Annotated in this window: 15 protein-coding genes; 11 read left to right on the top strand and 4 right to left on the bottom strand. The window is 54.0% G+C overall.

Going from position 1 to position 16,601, the window contains the following annotated elements:
* Positions 1–15: 15 nt before the first annotated feature.
* The gene (locus ACR0LF_RS06160) at positions 16–786 is read left to right on the top strand and encodes a transporter substrate-binding domain-containing protein (protein ID WP_480580610.1); all 771 of its coding nucleotides are present in this window, start codon (positions 16–18) and stop codon (positions 784–786) included.
* Positions 787–842: 56 nt separating this feature from the next.
* Here the strand turns inward: ACR0LF_RS06160 and ACR0LF_RS06155 are convergent, their stop codons facing one another.
* Together ACR0LF_RS06155 and ACR0LF_RS06150 are read right to left on the bottom strand one after the other, a co-directional pair.
* A complete protein-coding gene (locus ACR0LF_RS06155; protein WP_480580612.1) occupies positions 843–1,451 on the bottom strand; it encodes a helix-turn-helix domain-containing protein in 609 nt (202 codons plus the stop codon).
* 187 nt (positions 1,452–1,638) lie between these two features.
* Positions 1,639–2,028 (bottom strand): DnaA N-terminal domain-containing protein, encoded by a 390-nt coding sequence (locus ACR0LF_RS06150; RefSeq protein WP_480580613.1) that lies wholly within the window; start codon positions 2,026–2,028, stop codon positions 1,639–1,641.
* A gap of 763 nt (positions 2,029–2,791) precedes the next feature.
* Between ACR0LF_RS06150 and ACR0LF_RS06145 the strand changes: the two genes are divergently transcribed.
* Together ACR0LF_RS06145 and ACR0LF_RS06140 are read left to right on the top strand one after the other, a co-directional pair.
* Positions 2,792–4,099: an AAA family ATPase gene (locus tag ACR0LF_RS06145; protein WP_480580615.1), complete on the top strand. Its 1,308-nt coding sequence runs from the start codon at positions 2,792–2,794 to the stop codon at positions 4,097–4,099.
* Positions 4,096–5,208, top strand: coding sequence for a ParB/RepB/Spo0J family partition protein (locus tag ACR0LF_RS06140; RefSeq protein WP_480580617.1), 1,113 nt, complete (start codon positions 4,096–4,098; stop codon positions 5,206–5,208). Before ACR0LF_RS06145 ends, ACR0LF_RS06140 begins: the two co-directional genes overlap by 4 nt.
* 732 nt (positions 5,209–5,940) lie before the next feature.
* On the opposite strand, the gene ACR0LF_RS06135 is transcribed toward ACR0LF_RS06140, so the two are convergent.
* Positions 5,941–6,651: a GntR family transcriptional regulator gene (locus tag ACR0LF_RS06135; RefSeq protein WP_480580619.1), complete on the bottom strand. Its 711-nt coding sequence runs from the start codon at positions 6,649–6,651 to the stop codon at positions 5,941–5,943.
* Between the two features lie 228 nt (positions 6,652–6,879).
* On the opposite strand from ACR0LF_RS06135, the gene ACR0LF_RS06130 reads away from it, so the two are divergent.
* From ACR0LF_RS06130 to ACR0LF_RS06100, 7 genes are all read left to right on the top strand, one after another.
* The gene (locus ACR0LF_RS06130) at positions 6,880–8,067 is read left to right on the top strand and encodes an ABC transporter substrate-binding protein (protein ID WP_480580621.1); all 1,188 of its coding nucleotides are present in this window, start codon (positions 6,880–6,882) and stop codon (positions 8,065–8,067) included.
* 95 nt (positions 8,068–8,162) lie between these two features.
* Positions 8,163–9,032 (top strand): branched-chain amino acid ABC transporter permease, encoded by an 870-nt coding sequence (locus tag ACR0LF_RS06125; RefSeq protein ID WP_480580623.1) that lies wholly within the window; start codon positions 8,163–8,165, stop codon positions 9,030–9,032.
* A gap of 19 nt (positions 9,033–9,051) precedes the next feature.
* A complete protein-coding gene (locus tag ACR0LF_RS06120) occupies positions 9,052–10,023 on the top strand; it encodes a branched-chain amino acid ABC transporter permease (protein ID WP_480580635.1) in 972 nt (323 codons plus the stop codon).
* Positions 10,020–10,802: an ABC transporter ATP-binding protein gene (locus tag ACR0LF_RS06115; protein ID WP_480580625.1), complete on the top strand. Its 783-nt coding sequence runs from the start codon at positions 10,020–10,022 to the stop codon at positions 10,800–10,802. Before ACR0LF_RS06120 ends, ACR0LF_RS06115 begins: the two co-directional genes overlap by 4 nt.
* Positions 10,803–10,805: 3 nt before the next feature.
* Complete coding sequence (locus tag ACR0LF_RS06110; protein WP_480580627.1) at positions 10,806–11,528, top strand: ABC transporter ATP-binding protein; 723 nt, start codon at positions 10,806–10,808, stop codon at positions 11,526–11,528.
* 7 nt (positions 11,529–11,535) lie between these two features.
* On the top strand, positions 11,536–12,213 hold the full coding sequence (locus ACR0LF_RS06105; protein ID WP_480580629.1) for an aspartate/glutamate racemase family protein: 678 nt from the start codon (positions 11,536–11,538) through the stop codon (positions 12,211–12,213).
* 138 nt (positions 12,214–12,351) lie between these two features.
* A complete protein-coding gene (locus tag ACR0LF_RS06100) occupies positions 12,352–13,035 on the top strand; it encodes an IS6 family transposase (RefSeq protein ID WP_480580631.1) in 684 nt (227 codons plus the stop codon).
* Between the two features lie 550 nt (positions 13,036–13,585).
* Here ACR0LF_RS06100 and ACR0LF_RS06095 read toward each other — a convergent pair.
* A complete protein-coding gene (locus ACR0LF_RS06095) occupies positions 13,586–15,196 on the bottom strand; it encodes an arylsulfatase (protein WP_480856140.1) in 1,611 nt (536 codons plus the stop codon).
* Positions 15,197–15,327: 131 nt separating this feature from the next.
* On the opposite strand from ACR0LF_RS06095, the gene ACR0LF_RS06090 reads away from it, so the two are divergent.
* Complete coding sequence (locus ACR0LF_RS06090) at positions 15,328–16,500, top strand: adenylate/guanylate cyclase domain-containing protein (RefSeq protein WP_480580364.1); 1,173 nt, start codon at positions 15,328–15,330, stop codon at positions 16,498–16,500.
* Positions 16,501–16,601 lie beyond the last annotated feature (101 nt).

Genomic DNA, 16,601 nt, shown 5'->3' with positions numbered 1-16,601 from the left:
CAACGGGAGAAACCTATGAACACATTTTGGAAAGCTGCGGCAGCCGCCGCGCTCGGGCTGGTATTGTCAGGTGCCGCACAGGCACAATCTGCCCTGAACGAGGTGCTGGATTCCGGCGTGCTCAAGGTTGGCACCACCGGTGATTGGAACCCGATGTCGCTGCGTGACCCTGCGACCAACAGCTACAAAGGGTACGACATCGACATCATGAACGAGTTGGCCACCGATCTGGGGGTTGAGGTCGAATATGTGCCAACCGACTGGAAAACCCTCGTCAACGGTGTGGTGGCAGGCAAATATCACCTGACCGGATCAGCCTCGATTTCACCGCCGCGCATGAAGGTCGCAGGCTTTTCCGACAGCTATATCTCGGTCGAGCTCTTCCCTTACACAACCAAGGACAAGGCCGATAAATTCGACGGCTATGACTCGATCAACCAGCCAGGGGTAAAAGTCGCAACTACCCTGGGCACCACGTTTGAAAAACGTGTCCGCGAATGGTTCCCGAACGCCGATATCAAGGTGGTCGAAGCCCCCGCACGTGGTTTTCAGGAGGTGATCGCAGGACGCGCGGATGTGTTCATCACATCGAACATCGAAGGATCGACCCTCGAGGCCAAATTCCCGGTCGAACGCGTGAAGAACGCAGGCCCCCGCTCGCCGTCGCCCATCGCGATGATCCTGCCGCAGGGCGATCAGGTCTGGATCAATTATGTGAACAACTGGATCGAAGTGAAAAAGGCGCAAGGCTTCTTCGAAGCCAATCGCGAGAAATGGGGTCTCTGACCCCCCCCGATTTATCACCAAATTTGCTGAACGCCCGGCCCAGTTGCCGGGCGTTTTCAATTGCCGCCTGACACGGCCTTGGCAACTACGGTGACAAAACTGACCTTGTCGGTTTTCAATTCTATCGGCCCGTGGGTGGCGTTTGAATCAAAGCTGAGACTGTCGCCCGGGCGCATATGATAGGTGGCTTCACCGCAGCCATAGACCATTTCACCATCCGTTACGTGAATGAATTCGACGCCTTGATGTTGATATAGCGGGCATTTGTCCAACGGGCTTTCCAATGTGACGCTGAAACTCTCGAAACTGACATGTTTCGCCTCTGCCCGGCCGATCAGCTTGTAACTATGGCCAAAACCGCTGCCCAATCGCTGAACGGTTACACCTTCGCCTGCGGCCACAAATGACACATCCGTGCGCTCCACGGTTCCGGCGAAGAAGTTGATCAGGGGAACACCGATGCCGTCTGCAAGGGCCTCAAGCGTCGCCAGCGAGGCAGACACCTGTCCCCGTTCGATCTTGGATATCATTGCCGTCGACACCCCGGACCGCTGAGACAACCCGGACAGCGTTAATCCAGCCAGCGTTCTGTGCGTTTTAACCGTGGACCCAACCAGTTGATCCAGCGGTGGTTTTTCAGCGGAAAGAACAGGTGAATCTTCCATTGTCGAAGCCTATCTGTACGTTTGAAAAAGGCAAAGGAATTGTCCGGTTTCGCAGCACGAATTCGGCGGGTATTCCCTCATCCCCGTTCAGAATACTGCCTTTCGCGCATATGTTCCCTTGGAACTGTACGAACCTCCAGTCGCCGCAAAAGAGAAGTTTTTCAGATGCTGAACCTGATTGGTTCCTTCAATCAGCCGCATCAACACGAACCGTTCGGATACTGGGGTCAACACGGCTGTAGGCGGCCAAAAGTCGCGCGGTCCATTTTTGAGCGATGTAATCGGCCATGAACCGCGATGGCGCGACAAGGGTGACACGCCCCCCTGCCCTTTCGGCTTCAGAAAGATGCTGAAACCAACTCGCCCACAGTTCCGGGTCCCGCCCATGCAGAATCGTTTGAACCTGCGACCAGACATCTGCGTCCGAAGTCTCCGGCCCGGCGGGTTTTACCGTGAAAGGTAGGATATTCGTTTCGGGTTCCGGGTCGTCGCTCATCCGGGCCTGGAAGTCTGATCCTATGACCGGCCAGACCTCTTGCGTATCAATCATGATCTGCTTGAGATCGATTTCGTACACTGCAACCCGCCCCCGTGCCGCTGGCCTTTTGACAGTTACCCACCCTAATGCGCGAAATTTGGCCATTTCGCGCTTTACGGTTCTTTCGTTCACTGTCCAAAGGCGCGAAATTTCCTCACGCCCAATCGATAATTCGTTGTTTCGCCAGTTATATCGGGTCGTAATAAGCGCCATGATACGCAATATACTGCGCTGTCGATGCTTGTCGCCTGACAACGCATGGACGCTGAGAGCAGACAGTATATCGTATTTTAAGGCCGCCGCATTCCGCCCGACCGGTTTAGCAAGCTGCATACCCGTTCTCACCGCTCTGTCTGCCTCAGACGAGGTTTCCCTCGCCAGTCCCGCGCCGTTTGCCAACGCTTTTCGTCATCTTGGGACAATTAGCGTCCAAAGCTTCGATTCTGTCAAGAAGAGTCTGAAACCAGTCAGAATTTTGCGCCAATTGATCTCAAAAAATAAAAGAAATTTGGTGAAGTATTGGTGATGGGGGACGTCCTGTGCGTCCCCTTATTGGGCTGTTCTGTCCCCCTATATGTGGCCGTTCATGCGTTAGTGTCCCCCTAAATACGGCGGGAGGAGCGTTGCGAATCGTACCCCTTGATCTCGTCGCCATCCGAATCGCTCAAAGCCGTGTTGGGCCTCGTTTTCTTACCCGTGGGTAAGATTGTATTCTCATCATATTTTCTTTTGCGTAAAGCGCAAATCGGGCGTAAATAAGAAACGAACAGAAATTTACGTTCCAAACTAAGAGACATGAGGCATGTACACGCACGAAGACCTGAATGCATTGCGCAATCAATCCCTCAAGCTGCAGGGATGGATTCGCCAGCAGACCTTTAGCCCGGAGATGGAGAAGACACTCCGTCGGTTTTCCAGTTGGGAAGTGTCCGAGTTGATCTTCCAGGTGAACCAGTCGACCTTTCGGGGAAAGCTGGCCGCCGATCCGTCGCTGCCAGGTGGCGAGGTTGAGCCGGAGGGGCGTCAGCGCTGGTTCAGTTTAGAGGAAGTGAATGAGTTGCGGCGGCGGCTCAAAGTAAACCGCAAATCACTGATGCCTCCTCGACCCGAAGGCAAGCGGGCAATCCGCGCCGCTGTTGCGAACTTTAAAGGTGGAGCCGGTAAATCGACCGTGGCTTTGCATCTTGCTCATGCGTCCGCGCTTGATGGGTATCGGGTCCTCGTCGTGGATTTCGATCCCCAGGCCACATTGAGCCATTCGATGGGCCTGACCGACGTTGCCGAGGATTATACTGTCTGGGGGATCATGGCGCGTGACCTGATCCGCGAAACCGAACGTATGAACAACCGCCCCGCGGCCGCCGAGTCTGGCACCGCCCTGCCCCGCCGCGAGTTGCCGCCGGCAATCACTGACATGGGACTGGGCGATCTGAGGATCAGCGACTTCATACGAAAGACATCGTGGTCGACCATCGATGCGATACCGTCCTGCGCGAACGCTGCTTTCGTCGAGTTCGCCTCGGCACAGTATCGCCATCTGAATCCGGAATGGTCTTTCTTTGCTGCAGTGTCCCGTTACCTGGATCAGATCCCGGACGACGCTTACGATCTGATCTTGTTCGATTGTCCCCCGGCCATTGGGTATCAGTCCATGAACGCGGTTTTTGCCGCGGACATGTTGTATATCCCGTCTGGCCCTGGGTATTGGGAGTATGACTCCACCACATCGTTTATCGGTCAGTTAGCAGAAGCTCTGGAGGATCTAGCCTATGGGTTCGACAAGACCTTACCCACGGGTAAGATCGGTCTTCCGAAAACATTCTGCGAATTGCGGTTCCTTCTGACTCGGTATGAGCCCGGGAATGCCTTGCATCAGGCGATGTTCGATGCCTTCCAGAAAGTGTTTGGTGAACATGTTGCCGAGCATCCTGTTGAGATGACCCGTGCGGTCGAACAGTCAGGCCGTTTTTTAAGTTCGGTGTACGAGATGGATTATCGCGAGATGACCCGGGAAACTTGGCGCCGCGCTCGTTCGACCTTTGACAATGTTTATGAAGAATTCCGGGGCGTGATGCTGTCGGCCTGGGATAAGCTGGAGGATGACGCATGAGCCGTAAGCGCAGAATGTTTGATATCGATTTGCCGGCAATGGATGACATTCCTGTCGGGAAGGTTCCGGATAAGGTTCTCGAAAAACGGCGCGGCCCGATGGCTGCGGCAATTTCGGAAAACGCTGACGCCTTGCGTGACCAGCAATCGACAGAAGAAACCATCCGGGCCGAGAATGATCGTCTTGCGCATGAGTTGGTGCGGTTAAGGTCTGAAGGCCTGGTGACGGAACACGTCGCTTTGGCAGATGTCGTCACTGAAAAATTGACGCGGGATCGCAAGCCGGGCCCGGATCCGGAACTGGATGAGCTCAAGGCATCAATTCGCGAAATCGGGTTGTCCAACCCCATCCGTCTTGAACGCCGATCGGACGGGCGGTTTGAACTGATCCAGGGCATGCGCCGTTTGTCAGCATATCGTGCATTGTTCGAGGAAACGGGCGAAGATCGATACGCGAAAATACCGGCGGGTATTTCTGAAGCCAGCGATCTCGACAGCAGCTACCGCCGTATGGTGGATGAGAACTTGATCCGCAAAGATATCTCGTTTGCGGAAATGGGGGCGCTTGCCCGAGCTTACGCCGACGATCCGGCGAATGATTGTCCGGACGTAGACAAGGCTGTTTCCTTGCTGTTCAAGTCCGCCAGTTATACCAAGCGGAGCTATATCCGGTCTTTTGCCAGCTTGCTGATGATGCTGGACAAGGCTCTGATGCATCCAAATGACATTCCGCGAAATGTGGGTGTGGAGCTGAAGCGCAAGCTCGATTCAACACCGGGGCTGGTCCGTCTGGTGAGCGATGCCGTGATGCGTGAACCGGATCGGGATGGCGCGCGAGAGGTGTCGATACTCAGATCTTTTCTCGGAGATCAGGAAACAAACGCACCTAAAAAGCTCACTGCCGAAAAGAACGCGAGCAAACCGCGCCGTGCGAAAACTACATTTCAGGTCTCGGGGCGGGCAGGGATCGCGAAGTGCTCTGCATCAAGTGGGCGCATTGAGTTGAGATACGATCTGGATTTCACGCGTGTTGACCGCAGTAAACTGGAAGAAGCGGTAGCGGCATTTATTGATGCGCTTCCTGAGGAAGATGATCTTACCCATGGGTAAGGTTGCTGTTTTAAGTTTTAAGAGAGGGCACTGGAAAAATCCGGTGCTCTTTTCTTTTTGCACTAGACCTTTTCCCGAGGTCATTGGAGCTAACTCCTGAGGATTCACTCTGGCACTCTATGTGCCTGTGCCTGAGAAGCACGGATATTGGGGTCAAACCTGTGGTTCCATTCCTGGCTGTGCTATTTGACTCCTGCACTGCAATTTGGGTGACGTCCATCGCTTTGAATTTCTGCAAGGGCTCATCTAAATCCCAATATCTCTATTCCTCACGTGGCTGGCTATGTCGCGGGCTTGAATAAAAAGTTCGAGTTAGCTGATCGTTTTTCATCTTCCGTGGAAGATTAACCAAGGAGCGACAAGTCGGTTCCGCGCAAAGTGTTGTCTCTGAACTGGGCCAGCCCATTCCGACGACAAACCGTACGGATACCCACGCGGTGACAAACAGCAGGTCGCGCTTATAGGCGCGCAGCGTGTTGGCGGGGGTGCCGCGGACATAGAGGTCTGTCAGCGCGTCCTGATCCGCCTGCGACAGGGCAGGGGAGGGGGCCGGGAGATAGGGGGCAGGGGTCGTCATGGGCTCTAATCTGCACCGGTTTTGCGGGAAAATCAATCATTACCGATAAGCGATACTTATCAAATGTAACAGAAAATTTGTGGTTCAACGGAACTAATGAACAAAAGGGCCAGTTTTTGCGCGTAATGTGGGCAGAGGGTTGCGTGGCAGTAAAATTACATGCGCCCGGTGAGTATCTTAGCCAGATCGGGTTCCACCTTTCGGGTTTGTTCCAGATCCAGGCTGTTTTTCACGTGGAGGAGGTGGTGTTGGATGTTGTCTTCCGCGGATTGTGGATCACCACTCACGATCGCATCAATGATCGAAGCGTGCTCATCATCGGGACACGAAGAGTCCCTGTTGGTTCCGAACAATGCCACGATCAGAGATGACCTGGTAACCAGCTCGCGGACAACGCGTGTGAGTACCGAATTGTTGTGGCATTTGGCCAGCTCCACATGAAATTCACCTGAAAGCCGAATGATCTCGGTTCGATCATTTGCTGCCCGGGCCTTATCTTCTTTTTTGACATGTGTCCGTAATGCGTCGATCCCCGCGCTGCCGATCTCATGTGCGAGTGCACGTACGATACCGGATTCAGTGATCAAGCGGGCCTCGAACACCTCTCGAGCTTCGTCAGGGCTTGGACCGGCTATAAAGGCACCTCGGTTGGAGTGCAGTTCAACAATGCCCTGGCTGCTCAATAACAACAAAGCTCGGCGAACGCGCATTCGGCCTACGCCAAAAGTCTCGCACAAGGTTTGTTCGCTCAATTTGGTTCTAGGCGCCAGCTTCTGTTCCATGACCGCAGAATAAATTCGGTCAACGATCAATTGCTCATCCGGATCGGATTGGACGGCGTCGAGTTTTTGTTGGGCGTCTGTCATCTTGTTCCGATTTGGCAGGAATATATGTCGATCGTACTTAGCCGTACAACTTCTAACTGACAATATATCGGTCTTCTGTTTGCAATATCAATAAACACGTTGACTAAAAATGTTGACACAGATTGTTAACAATGCAGTATCCAAGGGGCGTTCCGGGATTCGACCGGTCGCATTGTTTACTTCGCCAAGCGCCCAGAAGAGGCGCCGAGACCTCATAGGGAGGAAAGAATGAAACGTAGAAAACTGATGAAATCCTCGGTCGCATTGGCCTTGGCCGCATCCGTGCTTGGCTCGGTTGCCTGGGCGGAAAACCCCGTGCTTAAGATCGGCTTTGTCGGTGTCACTTCGGGTCCGGCCGCGGCTTGGGGTATCTCTAACCAGCGATCGATGGAGACGCGGGCTGACTGGATCAACGAATCCGGTGGCTACAAGATCGGCGACACGACCTACGATATCGAAATCGTTTCATTCGACGATCAGAAAGACCCCAAGCGTGCAATCGCTGGTATGGAAAAGATGGCCCAGGAAGGCATCCACTATGTGGTAGGCCCCAATGTGGATGACGGTGCAGCCGCCGTTCGCCCTGTCGCCGAAGCAAAGGGAATCATGTATTTCCCATATGCTTTCCCGAAAGAGCTTTATACAGCCCCCGCATCAAATGCGGTTCTGGGCATGGTCGCAAACTATCAGTCAGGCCCTGCCATTTATAAGTATCTGAAGGACGAAAAGGGCGTGAAGACGGTGGCTTTTGTTGCCGCCAATGAATCCGATCCGCTGAGTCAGCGGGATGGCGGGATTGCTGCGGCTAATGCGTTGGGTCTTGAAGTTGTCTCTGACAACGTGACGTATCAGGTGGACACCACTGACTTTACCCCGGTTCTGACACCTGTCATGCGGACGCAGCCTGACCTGTTGGTTCTATCGGGTGTTTCACCGGCCAACGCACCTCAGCTGATCCGCTCAGCCCGCGAGCTTGGTTTCCAGGGCATCATTTCAACTGAAACGGCGCAGGACGCGACAGTTTTGCGTGAAGGTGCTGGTGATCTGGCCAACGGGTTCATTTCCGTGGGTGGCGCTTCGACCCCTGAAATCGCGTCAGATGACATGAAGGAATTCGTCAAGCGTTACACTGACATGTTCGGCGAATATAACGACGAGTCGAATACCAAGGTTTATGCGCTGGAGTATATTCTGGCGACGCTAAACGCCAATCCGGCAGGTATCGACGATGTGAACGCATTCCAGACCACAATGGATACGTTCGAAGCACCAAATCCCTTCATGAAGGGCGATGCGAAGATGCGTTATGTCGGCACGTCATCCTTCGGGCAAAAGCGTCAGATCGCGGTCCCGCTGGTGGTGAACGTCTACCAAGACGGAGAGTTCGAAACGCTCTTTGTTGCTGAAGTCGACTGAGGCAATACTCCCAACCAAGGCAATCGCCTAACGAGCCTCAATCCCTCCCGGGCTGATGATCAGCCCGGGATACCCGAACCTTACGCGGGACTCCAATGGAACAGATACTAGCAAATGGCATCTATCTGGGCGCGCAATATGCGATGATCGCCTTGGGACTGACGCTGATCTTCGCCCTGATGAACGTACTGAATTTTGCTCACGGACAGATGTACGTTCTCGGTGGGTTTGTCACCTACACTTTTTACGGACAACTCGGTTGGCCGTTCGTTCTTGCGCTTTTGGCGTCCTGTATCACTCTGGCTGTGCTAGGCGCGCTGATAGAACGGTTTCTGTTCGCCCCAGTCATAAGACGATCGTCGCGCGAAGAAAGCACAATGCTGTTGGCGGCGGGACTGGCGTTTCTGTTCGATGCGGTCATCCTGCTGGTCTTTGGAGAAAAACAGCGCGGTGTGCCCAAGATCGTCAACGGCGTCTTCAACTGGGATTTTAGGTTGATCATGCCATATGACCGTATCTTGATATGCGTGCTGGCCATCCTGTCCATCGTGACCTTTATCCTTTTCATGCAATATTCCAAAACCGGTCGCGCATTGCGCGCGCTGGCGCAGGACAGAACCGCAGCCCAGCTTATGGGTGTGAATGTTGCCCGCTACTCCATGATTGGATTTGCATTGGGCGCGATGCTGGCTGGTCTGGTCGGCGGCCTGCTCGTGACCATCACCGGCGTCAATCTGGGTATGGGCGGACCGACCTCAATCAAGGCCTTCATGATGGTTATGATCGGCGGCGCAGGTGTGATTTCCGGCGCGATTGCAGGCGGCATCATCCTTGGCTTCATGGAAGCCATTGGTTTGGCGGTGCTCTCGCAATATGGCGATATCACCTATCTGCTGATCTTCATCTCACTGATGATTTTCCTGGCCATCCGCCCGCAGGGCCTGATGGGCAAACCGTGGGGTTAACAAAGTGCCGAAACTTTCCATGATCCAATGGGCCGGTTTGGCGTTTTTCCTACTGGCCATCTTCGTTGCGGTTCCTGGCTTTATCGCGGCGTCCGGGCGGTCTGACCTTTACTATACGCTGACCTCGGTTGCGCTGCTGTCGATTGCCAGCGCCGGTGTCTGGCTGACTTTTTATATCGGCCGCATCAACATCGGGCAGGGCGCCTTTGCCCTGATCGGAGCTTATGTCTCGGCCATTCTGGTGACCAAGGCGGGCATTTCGTTCTGGGTGTCCCTGCCGCTTGCGGGCCTCTTTGCGGCCGGAGTGGCGGTTCTGATCGGCTTGCCGATCCTACGGCTGCGCGGTGTCTACTTTGCGATGATTTCGCTGGTGCTGACGCAGGTTGTCACACTCACAGCCCTTGCGCTGCCCATTACCAACGGGGCTAAGGGCATCACGTCGATCCCGTTGCCGGGGGGCGTTTCTATCTTGGGTATTCCGCTGATCCCGGACTTTGCGACGCTGGAAAACCCAAGGTTGGCCTTCTACTACACGGCCTGCGTGCTGATGGTTCTGACCTTTGCAGCCATGTACCGGCTGGTGAATTCGCGGCTGGGTCACCTGTGCCGATCGATGCAGCAGAATGAGGAACTGGCCAGCTCAATCGGCGTGAATATCTCGTATATTCGGATCATCATCTTTGCCATCTCGTCCTTTTTGGGCGGTATCGGTGGCGCGATGTTCGGGTCGATTGCGCAATCGGTCTATCCCTCCAGCTTTCAGGTCGCTGACAGCGTGAATTTCATGCTGAACTGCTTCCTGGGTGGTCTGGGCTATGTGTTCGGGCCGATGCTAGGCACGCTGGTGCTGTATTTTGGCTGGGACCTGTTGTTCGAATTGGGCCGCTTCCAACTGCTTGCCTATTCCAGCCTGCTGATCCTCTTGATGCTGTTCTTGCCCAATGGGCTGCTCAGCCTGCGTCTGCCCGGCAAGAAGGGAGCGGACAAATGAGCCATCTTCTGGAAGTCCGCCATGTCACCAAGAAATTCGGTGGCCTGACCGCGAACAGCGATATCTCGTTCAACGTCAATGAAAACGAGATCCTGTCGGTGATCGGGCCGAACGGGGCGGGCAAAAGCACGCTGTTCAAGATGATTTCGTCCTTCCTGCCGACTACGACCGGAGAGGTGCTGTTCAAGGGCGAGAGGATTTCAAACCTGAAACCACACGCAGTAGCGCGCAAAGGTGTTGTCCGCACGTTTCAGGAAACGACGATCTTCAAATCCATGACAGTGCGCGAAAGCATCATCGTCGCACAGCACTTACGGGCCCGTGCTTCGCTGGCCGGGTATTTCTGGGGCACAAAAACGGCGCATGAAGATGTCGACAGCTTCGGGCAATATGCCGACGATCTGATCGAATTCCTCGGCATGGCCGAAATCGCCAACGAACAGGCCTCCAACCTGCCGCAGGGCAACCTGCGGGCGTTGGGGATTGCGATTGGTCTGGCGACCGATCCCAAGGTGTTGCTGCTGGATGAACCCTTCGCCGGGATGAACCACGACGAGACCATGAAAATGGTCAATCTGGTGCGCAAGGTGCGAGATGACCGGGGCGTGACCGTTCTGCTGGTGGAACATGACATGCCTGCGGTGATGAATATCTCGGACCGTATTATCGTGTTGAACTTCGGTGAGATGATCGCCGAGGGCACACCGAAAGAAATCCAGAACAACGAAAAAGTTATCGAAGCCTATCTGGGCAGCGCCGATGACGAGATCGGGATCTGAGCCATGACCAAGATGTTAGACTTCAAGGATGTCGAGCTCTACTACGATCACGTCTATGCCCTTAAAGGGGTATCAATTGATCTTGAGCAAGGCGAAACGGTTGCTCTGATCGGTGCCAATGGTGCAGGCAAAAGCTCCATCCTGCGGGCGATCACTGGGCTGGCGAAGATCAAGTCCGGTTCGGTCGCGTTCGAGGGCGAACAGATTGCCGGAACCAACCCGGCCGAGATCGTCTCGAAAGGCATCGCAATGGTTCCCGAAGGGCGGCGCGTCTTTCCCTATATGTCTGTTAAGGACAATCTTCTGATGGGGGCGTTTACCCGCTCGGACAAAGCGGATGTTCAGCGCACTCTGGATTCGGTTCTGGAACGGTTTCCGCGTCTGAAAGAGCGCTACAGCCAGTCGGCAGGAACTTTGTCGGGTGGCGAGCAGCAGATGATGGTGATCGGGCGCGCCCTGATGGCTAAGCCACGCCTGCTGCTGCTGGATGAGCCGTCGTTGGGAATTGCGCCCAAGCTTGTGCAAGACATTGCACGGTCCATCGTCGCGATCAACCGGGACGAAGGCGTGTCGGTGCTGCTGGTCGAACAGAACTCACGCATGGCGTTGTCGATCTCGCACCGCGCCTATGCGCTGACCACAGGAAGTGTGGTTATCTCGGGCAATTCTAAAGAGCTGTTGACCGATCCCCGGATCAAAGCCGCCTATCTGGGCGGAGAAGTGTGAGGATGTTGTGAAACTTCTAGTCGTCAATCCTAACACCACCAGCTCCATGACACGAAAGATCGAGGCAGCCGCCCAGGCTGTCGCGCATCCCGAAACCGAGATTGTCGCAGTCAACTCGCAAGACGGGCCTGCCAGCATCCAGGGCTATCTTGATGTGTCGACCTGTGTACCGGGCCTGCTGGAAGTTGTTGCCCAAAACCCGGACTTCGACGCGATTGTTGTTGCCTGTTTCGATGACACCGGTGTTGATGCGGTGCGTTGCATCACTACTGCCCCGGTGATCGGTGTTGGCGAAGCAGCCTACCATGCCGCATCTATGATCAGCCCAAAATTCACAGTCATCACAACACTGTCTCGCTCGCTTGCCGGGTTAGAAGCAAATCTTCTGCGCTATGGCCTGGATCGCCGCTGTGTTCGGGTTCGGGCATCGGATGTGCCCGTCCTGAAGCTTGAGGAAAATGATTCAAGGTACATCGACAAGATCCGTGCTGAAATTCGGGCCGCCATCGATGAAGACCGCGCCGAAGCGATCGTTCTTGGTTGCGCGGGTATGACCGATCTAATGTCGCATTTGTCCGAAGAATTCGGCCTACCCGTTGTTGATGGCGTTGCCTGCGCTGTCGCGTTTGCTGAGGCGTTGGTAAAAGCCAAGCTGACCACTTCTAAACTGTGTTCATACGCCTGAACTGGGCGGTGGCTGAAAGCTCCTCTCGCTTTTGCTATTGCCTCCCTTGCCAAGGGGGTTCTGTTGCAAACTTTGTTCCCAACTGTCATGCCGGCTGCGGTTCTGATAGCGCGCGCTCGGATATGACAGGAGGAGACCATGACGATCTCATTCAAAGGCGCGCATTTCCCGAAGGATGTGATCTTACACGCGGTCTTATTTTACCTTCGTTATGGTGTTTCCTATCGAGACCTGGAAGAAATCATGGCCGAACGGGGCGTTGATCTGGATCATGCGACGCTGAACCGCTGGGTAGGTAAATATGCCGGGCTCGTGGCTGAAGCCGCGCGACATCGAAAGCGCGCTGTGGATCGTTCTTGGCGTATGGATGAGACATATGTGAAAGTGAAGGGTGAGTGGGTGTATCTCTATCGCGCGATCGGCAAGTTCGGCAAAACGCTTGATTTCATGCTGTCCGAGCGCCGGAATAAAGCTGCTGCAACGAAGTTCTTCGCTCGTGCGCTTGAGGTGAACGGCTTGCCACGGAAGATTGTCATCGACAAAAGCGGCGCCAACACTGCCGGCATAAAAGCAATAAACAAGATGCTGAAAGGCTTTGGTTGCCCAATACCGATTGAGATGGTTAGGCGGAAGTACGTCAAAAATATCATCGAACAAGACCATCGATTCATAAAACAACGGATCAAGCCCATGCTCGGTTTCAAATCCTTCGCTTCAGCCGCATCTGCCCTGGCAGGTGTAGAATTGGTCAACATGATCCGCAAAGGTCAATTCACGCCCGGACTCCACCCGTTTCAACAATTCGCCGAACTGGCAGGCTAAACTGCTCTCTAAGTCTAAAGATGCTTAGCCATCCAAAAGTTTGCGACAGACCCTTTGAAAGTGTAGACGCTCCTATTCTTATTTTGGAAGTGGATCCCCAAGAACGTTGGGGGCCCCAATCGATGGACGCGTTCACTTCGAAGGAGATGCATACAACCAGCGATGGGATGGTGAATGGGGCTAAATGCACGTGGCCGCGTGCAGTGCATATGACGTTGTTGCGGAGATCGTTAGCTAGGCCGTCAAAATAAAGACGAAAAGGTATTCATAGAGATCATACGGTCGTTGCTTTCAAATTGCTGACGGCTTCTTTTTTTGAAGCTTGAAGAAGCTTTTTAGCGGACAAAGAAAGGGTCGGCCTACCGCCCCATCGGACGCTTTCAGCAAACGCTTTGTGCGCATACCAGCCGTTCATAGTGAAGGGTCGAAGTTCGGCTTTGGTCCGCCAACCGAAACTCCAAAGTCAATTTTAGAATGTCCGGTTCGAGCTAGAGAGAGTCCACTCCTTGAAGTACAGAGATGGACGGTTCTGAACCCTATGTGAAGTCAACTATCCTTCGGCTGTTTCAATTTTCCAAGCCTGTAGTAACCTCGGAAGTGCAACATCCCAATCCAAAACTCCTGTCCGATTGGCCCAGTCGTTGTATTGGTTGATCAAGTCCTCCTCCAATTCGGCGTTGCTCCCCCTCAAATCAGTCAACTCCGTGCGATCCGCTTCAATGTCATAGAGTTCCCAATCTTGCCCATGCTGCCTGACAAGTTTGAACTGACCCAGCCGCACCGCCGAATTTCCTTCATGTTCGAAAAAGATAGGTTCTTCTCGCGCCCAATCCTTGCCGCGGAACAGGTTCATCAAAGACTGCCCTTGCATGGGCTGAATTTCGTGACCACCAACCTCACTTTGGTAATGGCATCCCGTTGCCTCTAAAATAGTAGGTAAGATATCAACGACATGACAGGCGGCGTGCGCGTTTTCCTTGGAGGCAAACCCTTTGGGCCAATGTGCTATAAGCGGTGTCGATATTCCACCTTCATGGACGTAGTGCTTAAACAACCGAAATGGCGCGTTTGAGACATTTGCCCACGGTTTATCGTAGCTCTGGTATGTCTGAGCGCTGCCCGGCATAACGTCGGGCCGGTTTCCCATTTCGATTGGGCGACCGTCATTTGTGGTGTCCGGGAAGAACTTTGCCCACCCGTCTTCCGCCATGAATTCAGCGCAACCGCCGTTGTCGGACAGGAACAAAATCAAGGTGTCTTCAAACTGCCCCAAACGCTTTAGCGAAGCGATGAGCCTGCCGATGGATTGATCCATTCGGTCTACCATCGCAGCATAGGTGGCCATCTTACGTGCCTCCCAACCGGTATTCCGTTCGGCCGCCCAGGGGTGAACAGCACCATCACGCGGAGAAATTTCCCAGTTCCTCTGAAACAGGTTCATGCTGTTCATGGTTTCGTGTCGCGCGGTACGGATTGTATCCCAACCGCCTGAATACACCCCGTCATAGCGGGCGATGTCCTCGGGATGGGCATGTAGGGGCCAATGCGGTGCAGTATGCGCGAGATAAAGAAAAAATGGCTGGCCGTCGGGCGTTTCTTCGATCATTTCAATCGCTTTGTCCGTGATCGCATCTGTGAAATAGAAGTCATCGGGGAATGTCATGACACGGCTGTCATCTTCGAGAATGTAGTGCGGCGAGAAGAAGTGGGTGACGCCATCAACGATCCCATAGAAGCGATCAAAACCGCGCTGTCTCGGCGTCGGATGCTCAACATCTCCAACCCGCCAACTGTCAACTTCACGCGCCATGAAATTTCCGGCGACGTGCCATTTGCCAGACATCAAAGTCCGATAGCCGCCTGCGCGAAGATGTTCCGCTATGGTGGCGCTGTCATTACGCAAAAACCCCTGGTATGCGGGCGTTCCCAGATCGGCCCCCATATGGCCCACACCTGCGTTGTGCGGGTACAACCCTGTCAAAAGAGACGCCCGCGTAGGACAACAGCGGGCGCAGTTATACATTGCCGTAAGCAGCACACCATCCCTTGCAAGGCCATCGATATTTGGAGTGCGTATTTCCGATCCGGTGGCACCCAAATCTGCAAAACCCAGATCATCGGCCAAGATCAATATCACATTCGGTCGTTTTCCTGTCGGCATTCGGAGGCTCCATTGCTGCACTTGTGAGCTTACCTCACTATCGAAGATGATCTTGTCCCCAAGCGACCCGACAAAAGAGGGGTAGAGCCAAGGTTCTTTGATCATCTTGTCTAAGCAACTAGTCTGAGAGCATGGCCTCCGTAGCACAACTAACCGACTGGATGATTACCGAAGGACGCCGCTCAGGCGACCCGGTGAAAGTAGTTTCTCATTTCTGCTCGTCATTAATTGAGGAAGGTGTTCCGCTCTGGCGGGTCAATATCGGTCAGCGTTTCGCCAATCCTTTACTCATAGCATGGGGGGTCGTTTGGACCCCTGATGGAACCGACAGCTACGACGTGACTCATGAAACTACGTTGACAGAAGGGTATGTTGGCAGCTCATTTGAGTACATTCTGGAGCACAGGAAGCCGCTTCATAAAAGCCTGCGACAACTGGACCCGAAGACTGAGCATTCATCGTACCTTGAATTTGCTGGGTTAGGTGGCACAGATTACTACGCCACTTTGATGTATTATGGCGACGGATCTCTGCACGGCTGCACATTTGTTACGCAGGAACCAGACGGCTTTTCACCGCGACACCTAGAATTGATTGAGGCGGCACTGCCTGCGCTGTCTTCCGCGTTGGAACCTGTGACGATGCGCAAATCCGCCAAGGGGCTTTTACGAACATATCTTGGCGATGGGCCCTCAGATGCCGTGTGGAACGGGCGGATCAAGCGAGGCGAACGAACAACCCTTGATGCAGTTGTCATGTTTTCTGATTTGCGAGGTTTCACGGCGCTTTCAGAAGTCGCGCCCGAGACCGATGTTTTTGACGCCCTGAGCGGCTACTTTGATCTGGTTGTTCAGTCTGTGGAAGATAACGGCGGCGATGTTCTCAAGTTTATGGGGGATGGAATTCTCTCGATCTTCACTATCTCAACTCAGGCTGATCACGCCGACCGATGCCGAAAGGCTGCGCAAGCTGCACAAAGTGTATTGGCCGGTTTAACGGCTCTCAACCGTCGCCGCGTTGAGGTCAAAAAGCCGTCGTTGGATGTTGGGATCGGGATCAATGTTGGGCAAGTTAGCTATGGCAACATCGGCAGTCCTGGAAGGCTTGATTTCACGGTTCTCGGGGGCGCAGTGAACGTTGCCAGTCGAATAGAGGGTCTAACCAAATCTATCGGCCACAGAGTGCTGGTGACATCAGCGATTGCTGGTGCCTCACCTAATGTGTTTTTGCCTTGTGGGTTTCACGAAGTTCGTGGCCTTCCTCGTCCAATCGAATTGTTTTCTCTCGTCGAAGAAGAGCTTTGATTTCGTGCTGAGTTAATTTTTGGCTGCATCGCAATAGGTAGGAACCGGATATTCGGCGCCAAGTGTCAAAAGGCTGGTTTGCCCCTCATTTCACGAGTTCA

This window comes from Ruegeria sp. E8, from assembly GCF_056533985.1.
The sequence above is the reverse complement of the archived record's forward strand: the minus strand, read 5'-3'. Positions and strand labels throughout refer to the sequence as shown.

What these genes read in the sequence shown, in the direction of transcription:
- ACR0LF_RS06160 (WP_480580610.1), top strand. Translation starts at nt 16, where the DNA reads ATGAACACATTTTGGAAAGCTGCGGCAGCCGCCGCGCTCGGGCTGGTA.
- ACR0LF_RS06155 (WP_480580612.1), bottom strand. Translation starts at nt 1,451, where the DNA reads ATGGAAGATTCACCTGTTCTTTCCGCTGAAAAACCACCGCTGGATCAA.
- ACR0LF_RS06145 (WP_480580615.1), top strand. Translation starts at nt 2,792, where the DNA reads ATGTACACGCACGAAGACCTGAATGCATTGCGCAATCAATCCCTCAAG.
- ACR0LF_RS06140 (WP_480580617.1), top strand. Translation starts at nt 4,096, where the DNA reads ATGAGCCGTAAGCGCAGAATGTTTGATATCGATTTGCCGGCAATGGAT.
- ACR0LF_RS06135 (WP_480580619.1), bottom strand. Translation starts at nt 6,651, where the DNA reads ATGACAGACGCCCAACAAAAACTCGACGCCGTCCAATCCGATCCGGAT.
- ACR0LF_RS06130 (WP_480580621.1), top strand. Translation starts at nt 6,880, where the DNA reads ATGAAACGTAGAAAACTGATGAAATCCTCGGTCGCATTGGCCTTGGCC.
- ACR0LF_RS06125 (WP_480580623.1), top strand. Translation starts at nt 8,163, where the DNA reads ATGGAACAGATACTAGCAAATGGCATCTATCTGGGCGCGCAATATGCG.
- ACR0LF_RS06120 (WP_480580635.1), top strand. Translation starts at nt 9,052, where the DNA reads ATGATCCAATGGGCCGGTTTGGCGTTTTTCCTACTGGCCATCTTCGTT.
- ACR0LF_RS06115 (WP_480580625.1), top strand. Translation starts at nt 10,020, where the DNA reads ATGAGCCATCTTCTGGAAGTCCGCCATGTCACCAAGAAATTCGGTGGC.
- ACR0LF_RS06110 (WP_480580627.1), top strand. Translation starts at nt 10,806, where the DNA reads ATGACCAAGATGTTAGACTTCAAGGATGTCGAGCTCTACTACGATCAC.
- ACR0LF_RS06100 (WP_480580631.1), top strand. Translation starts at nt 12,352, where the DNA reads ATGACGATCTCATTCAAAGGCGCGCATTTCCCGAAGGATGTGATCTTA.
- ACR0LF_RS06095 (WP_480856140.1), bottom strand. Translation starts at nt 15,196, where the DNA reads ATGCCGACAGGAAAACGACCGAATGTGATATTGATCTTGGCCGATGAT.
- ACR0LF_RS06090 (WP_480580364.1), top strand. Translation starts at nt 15,328, where the DNA reads ATGGCCTCCGTAGCACAACTAACCGACTGGATGATTACCGAAGGACGC.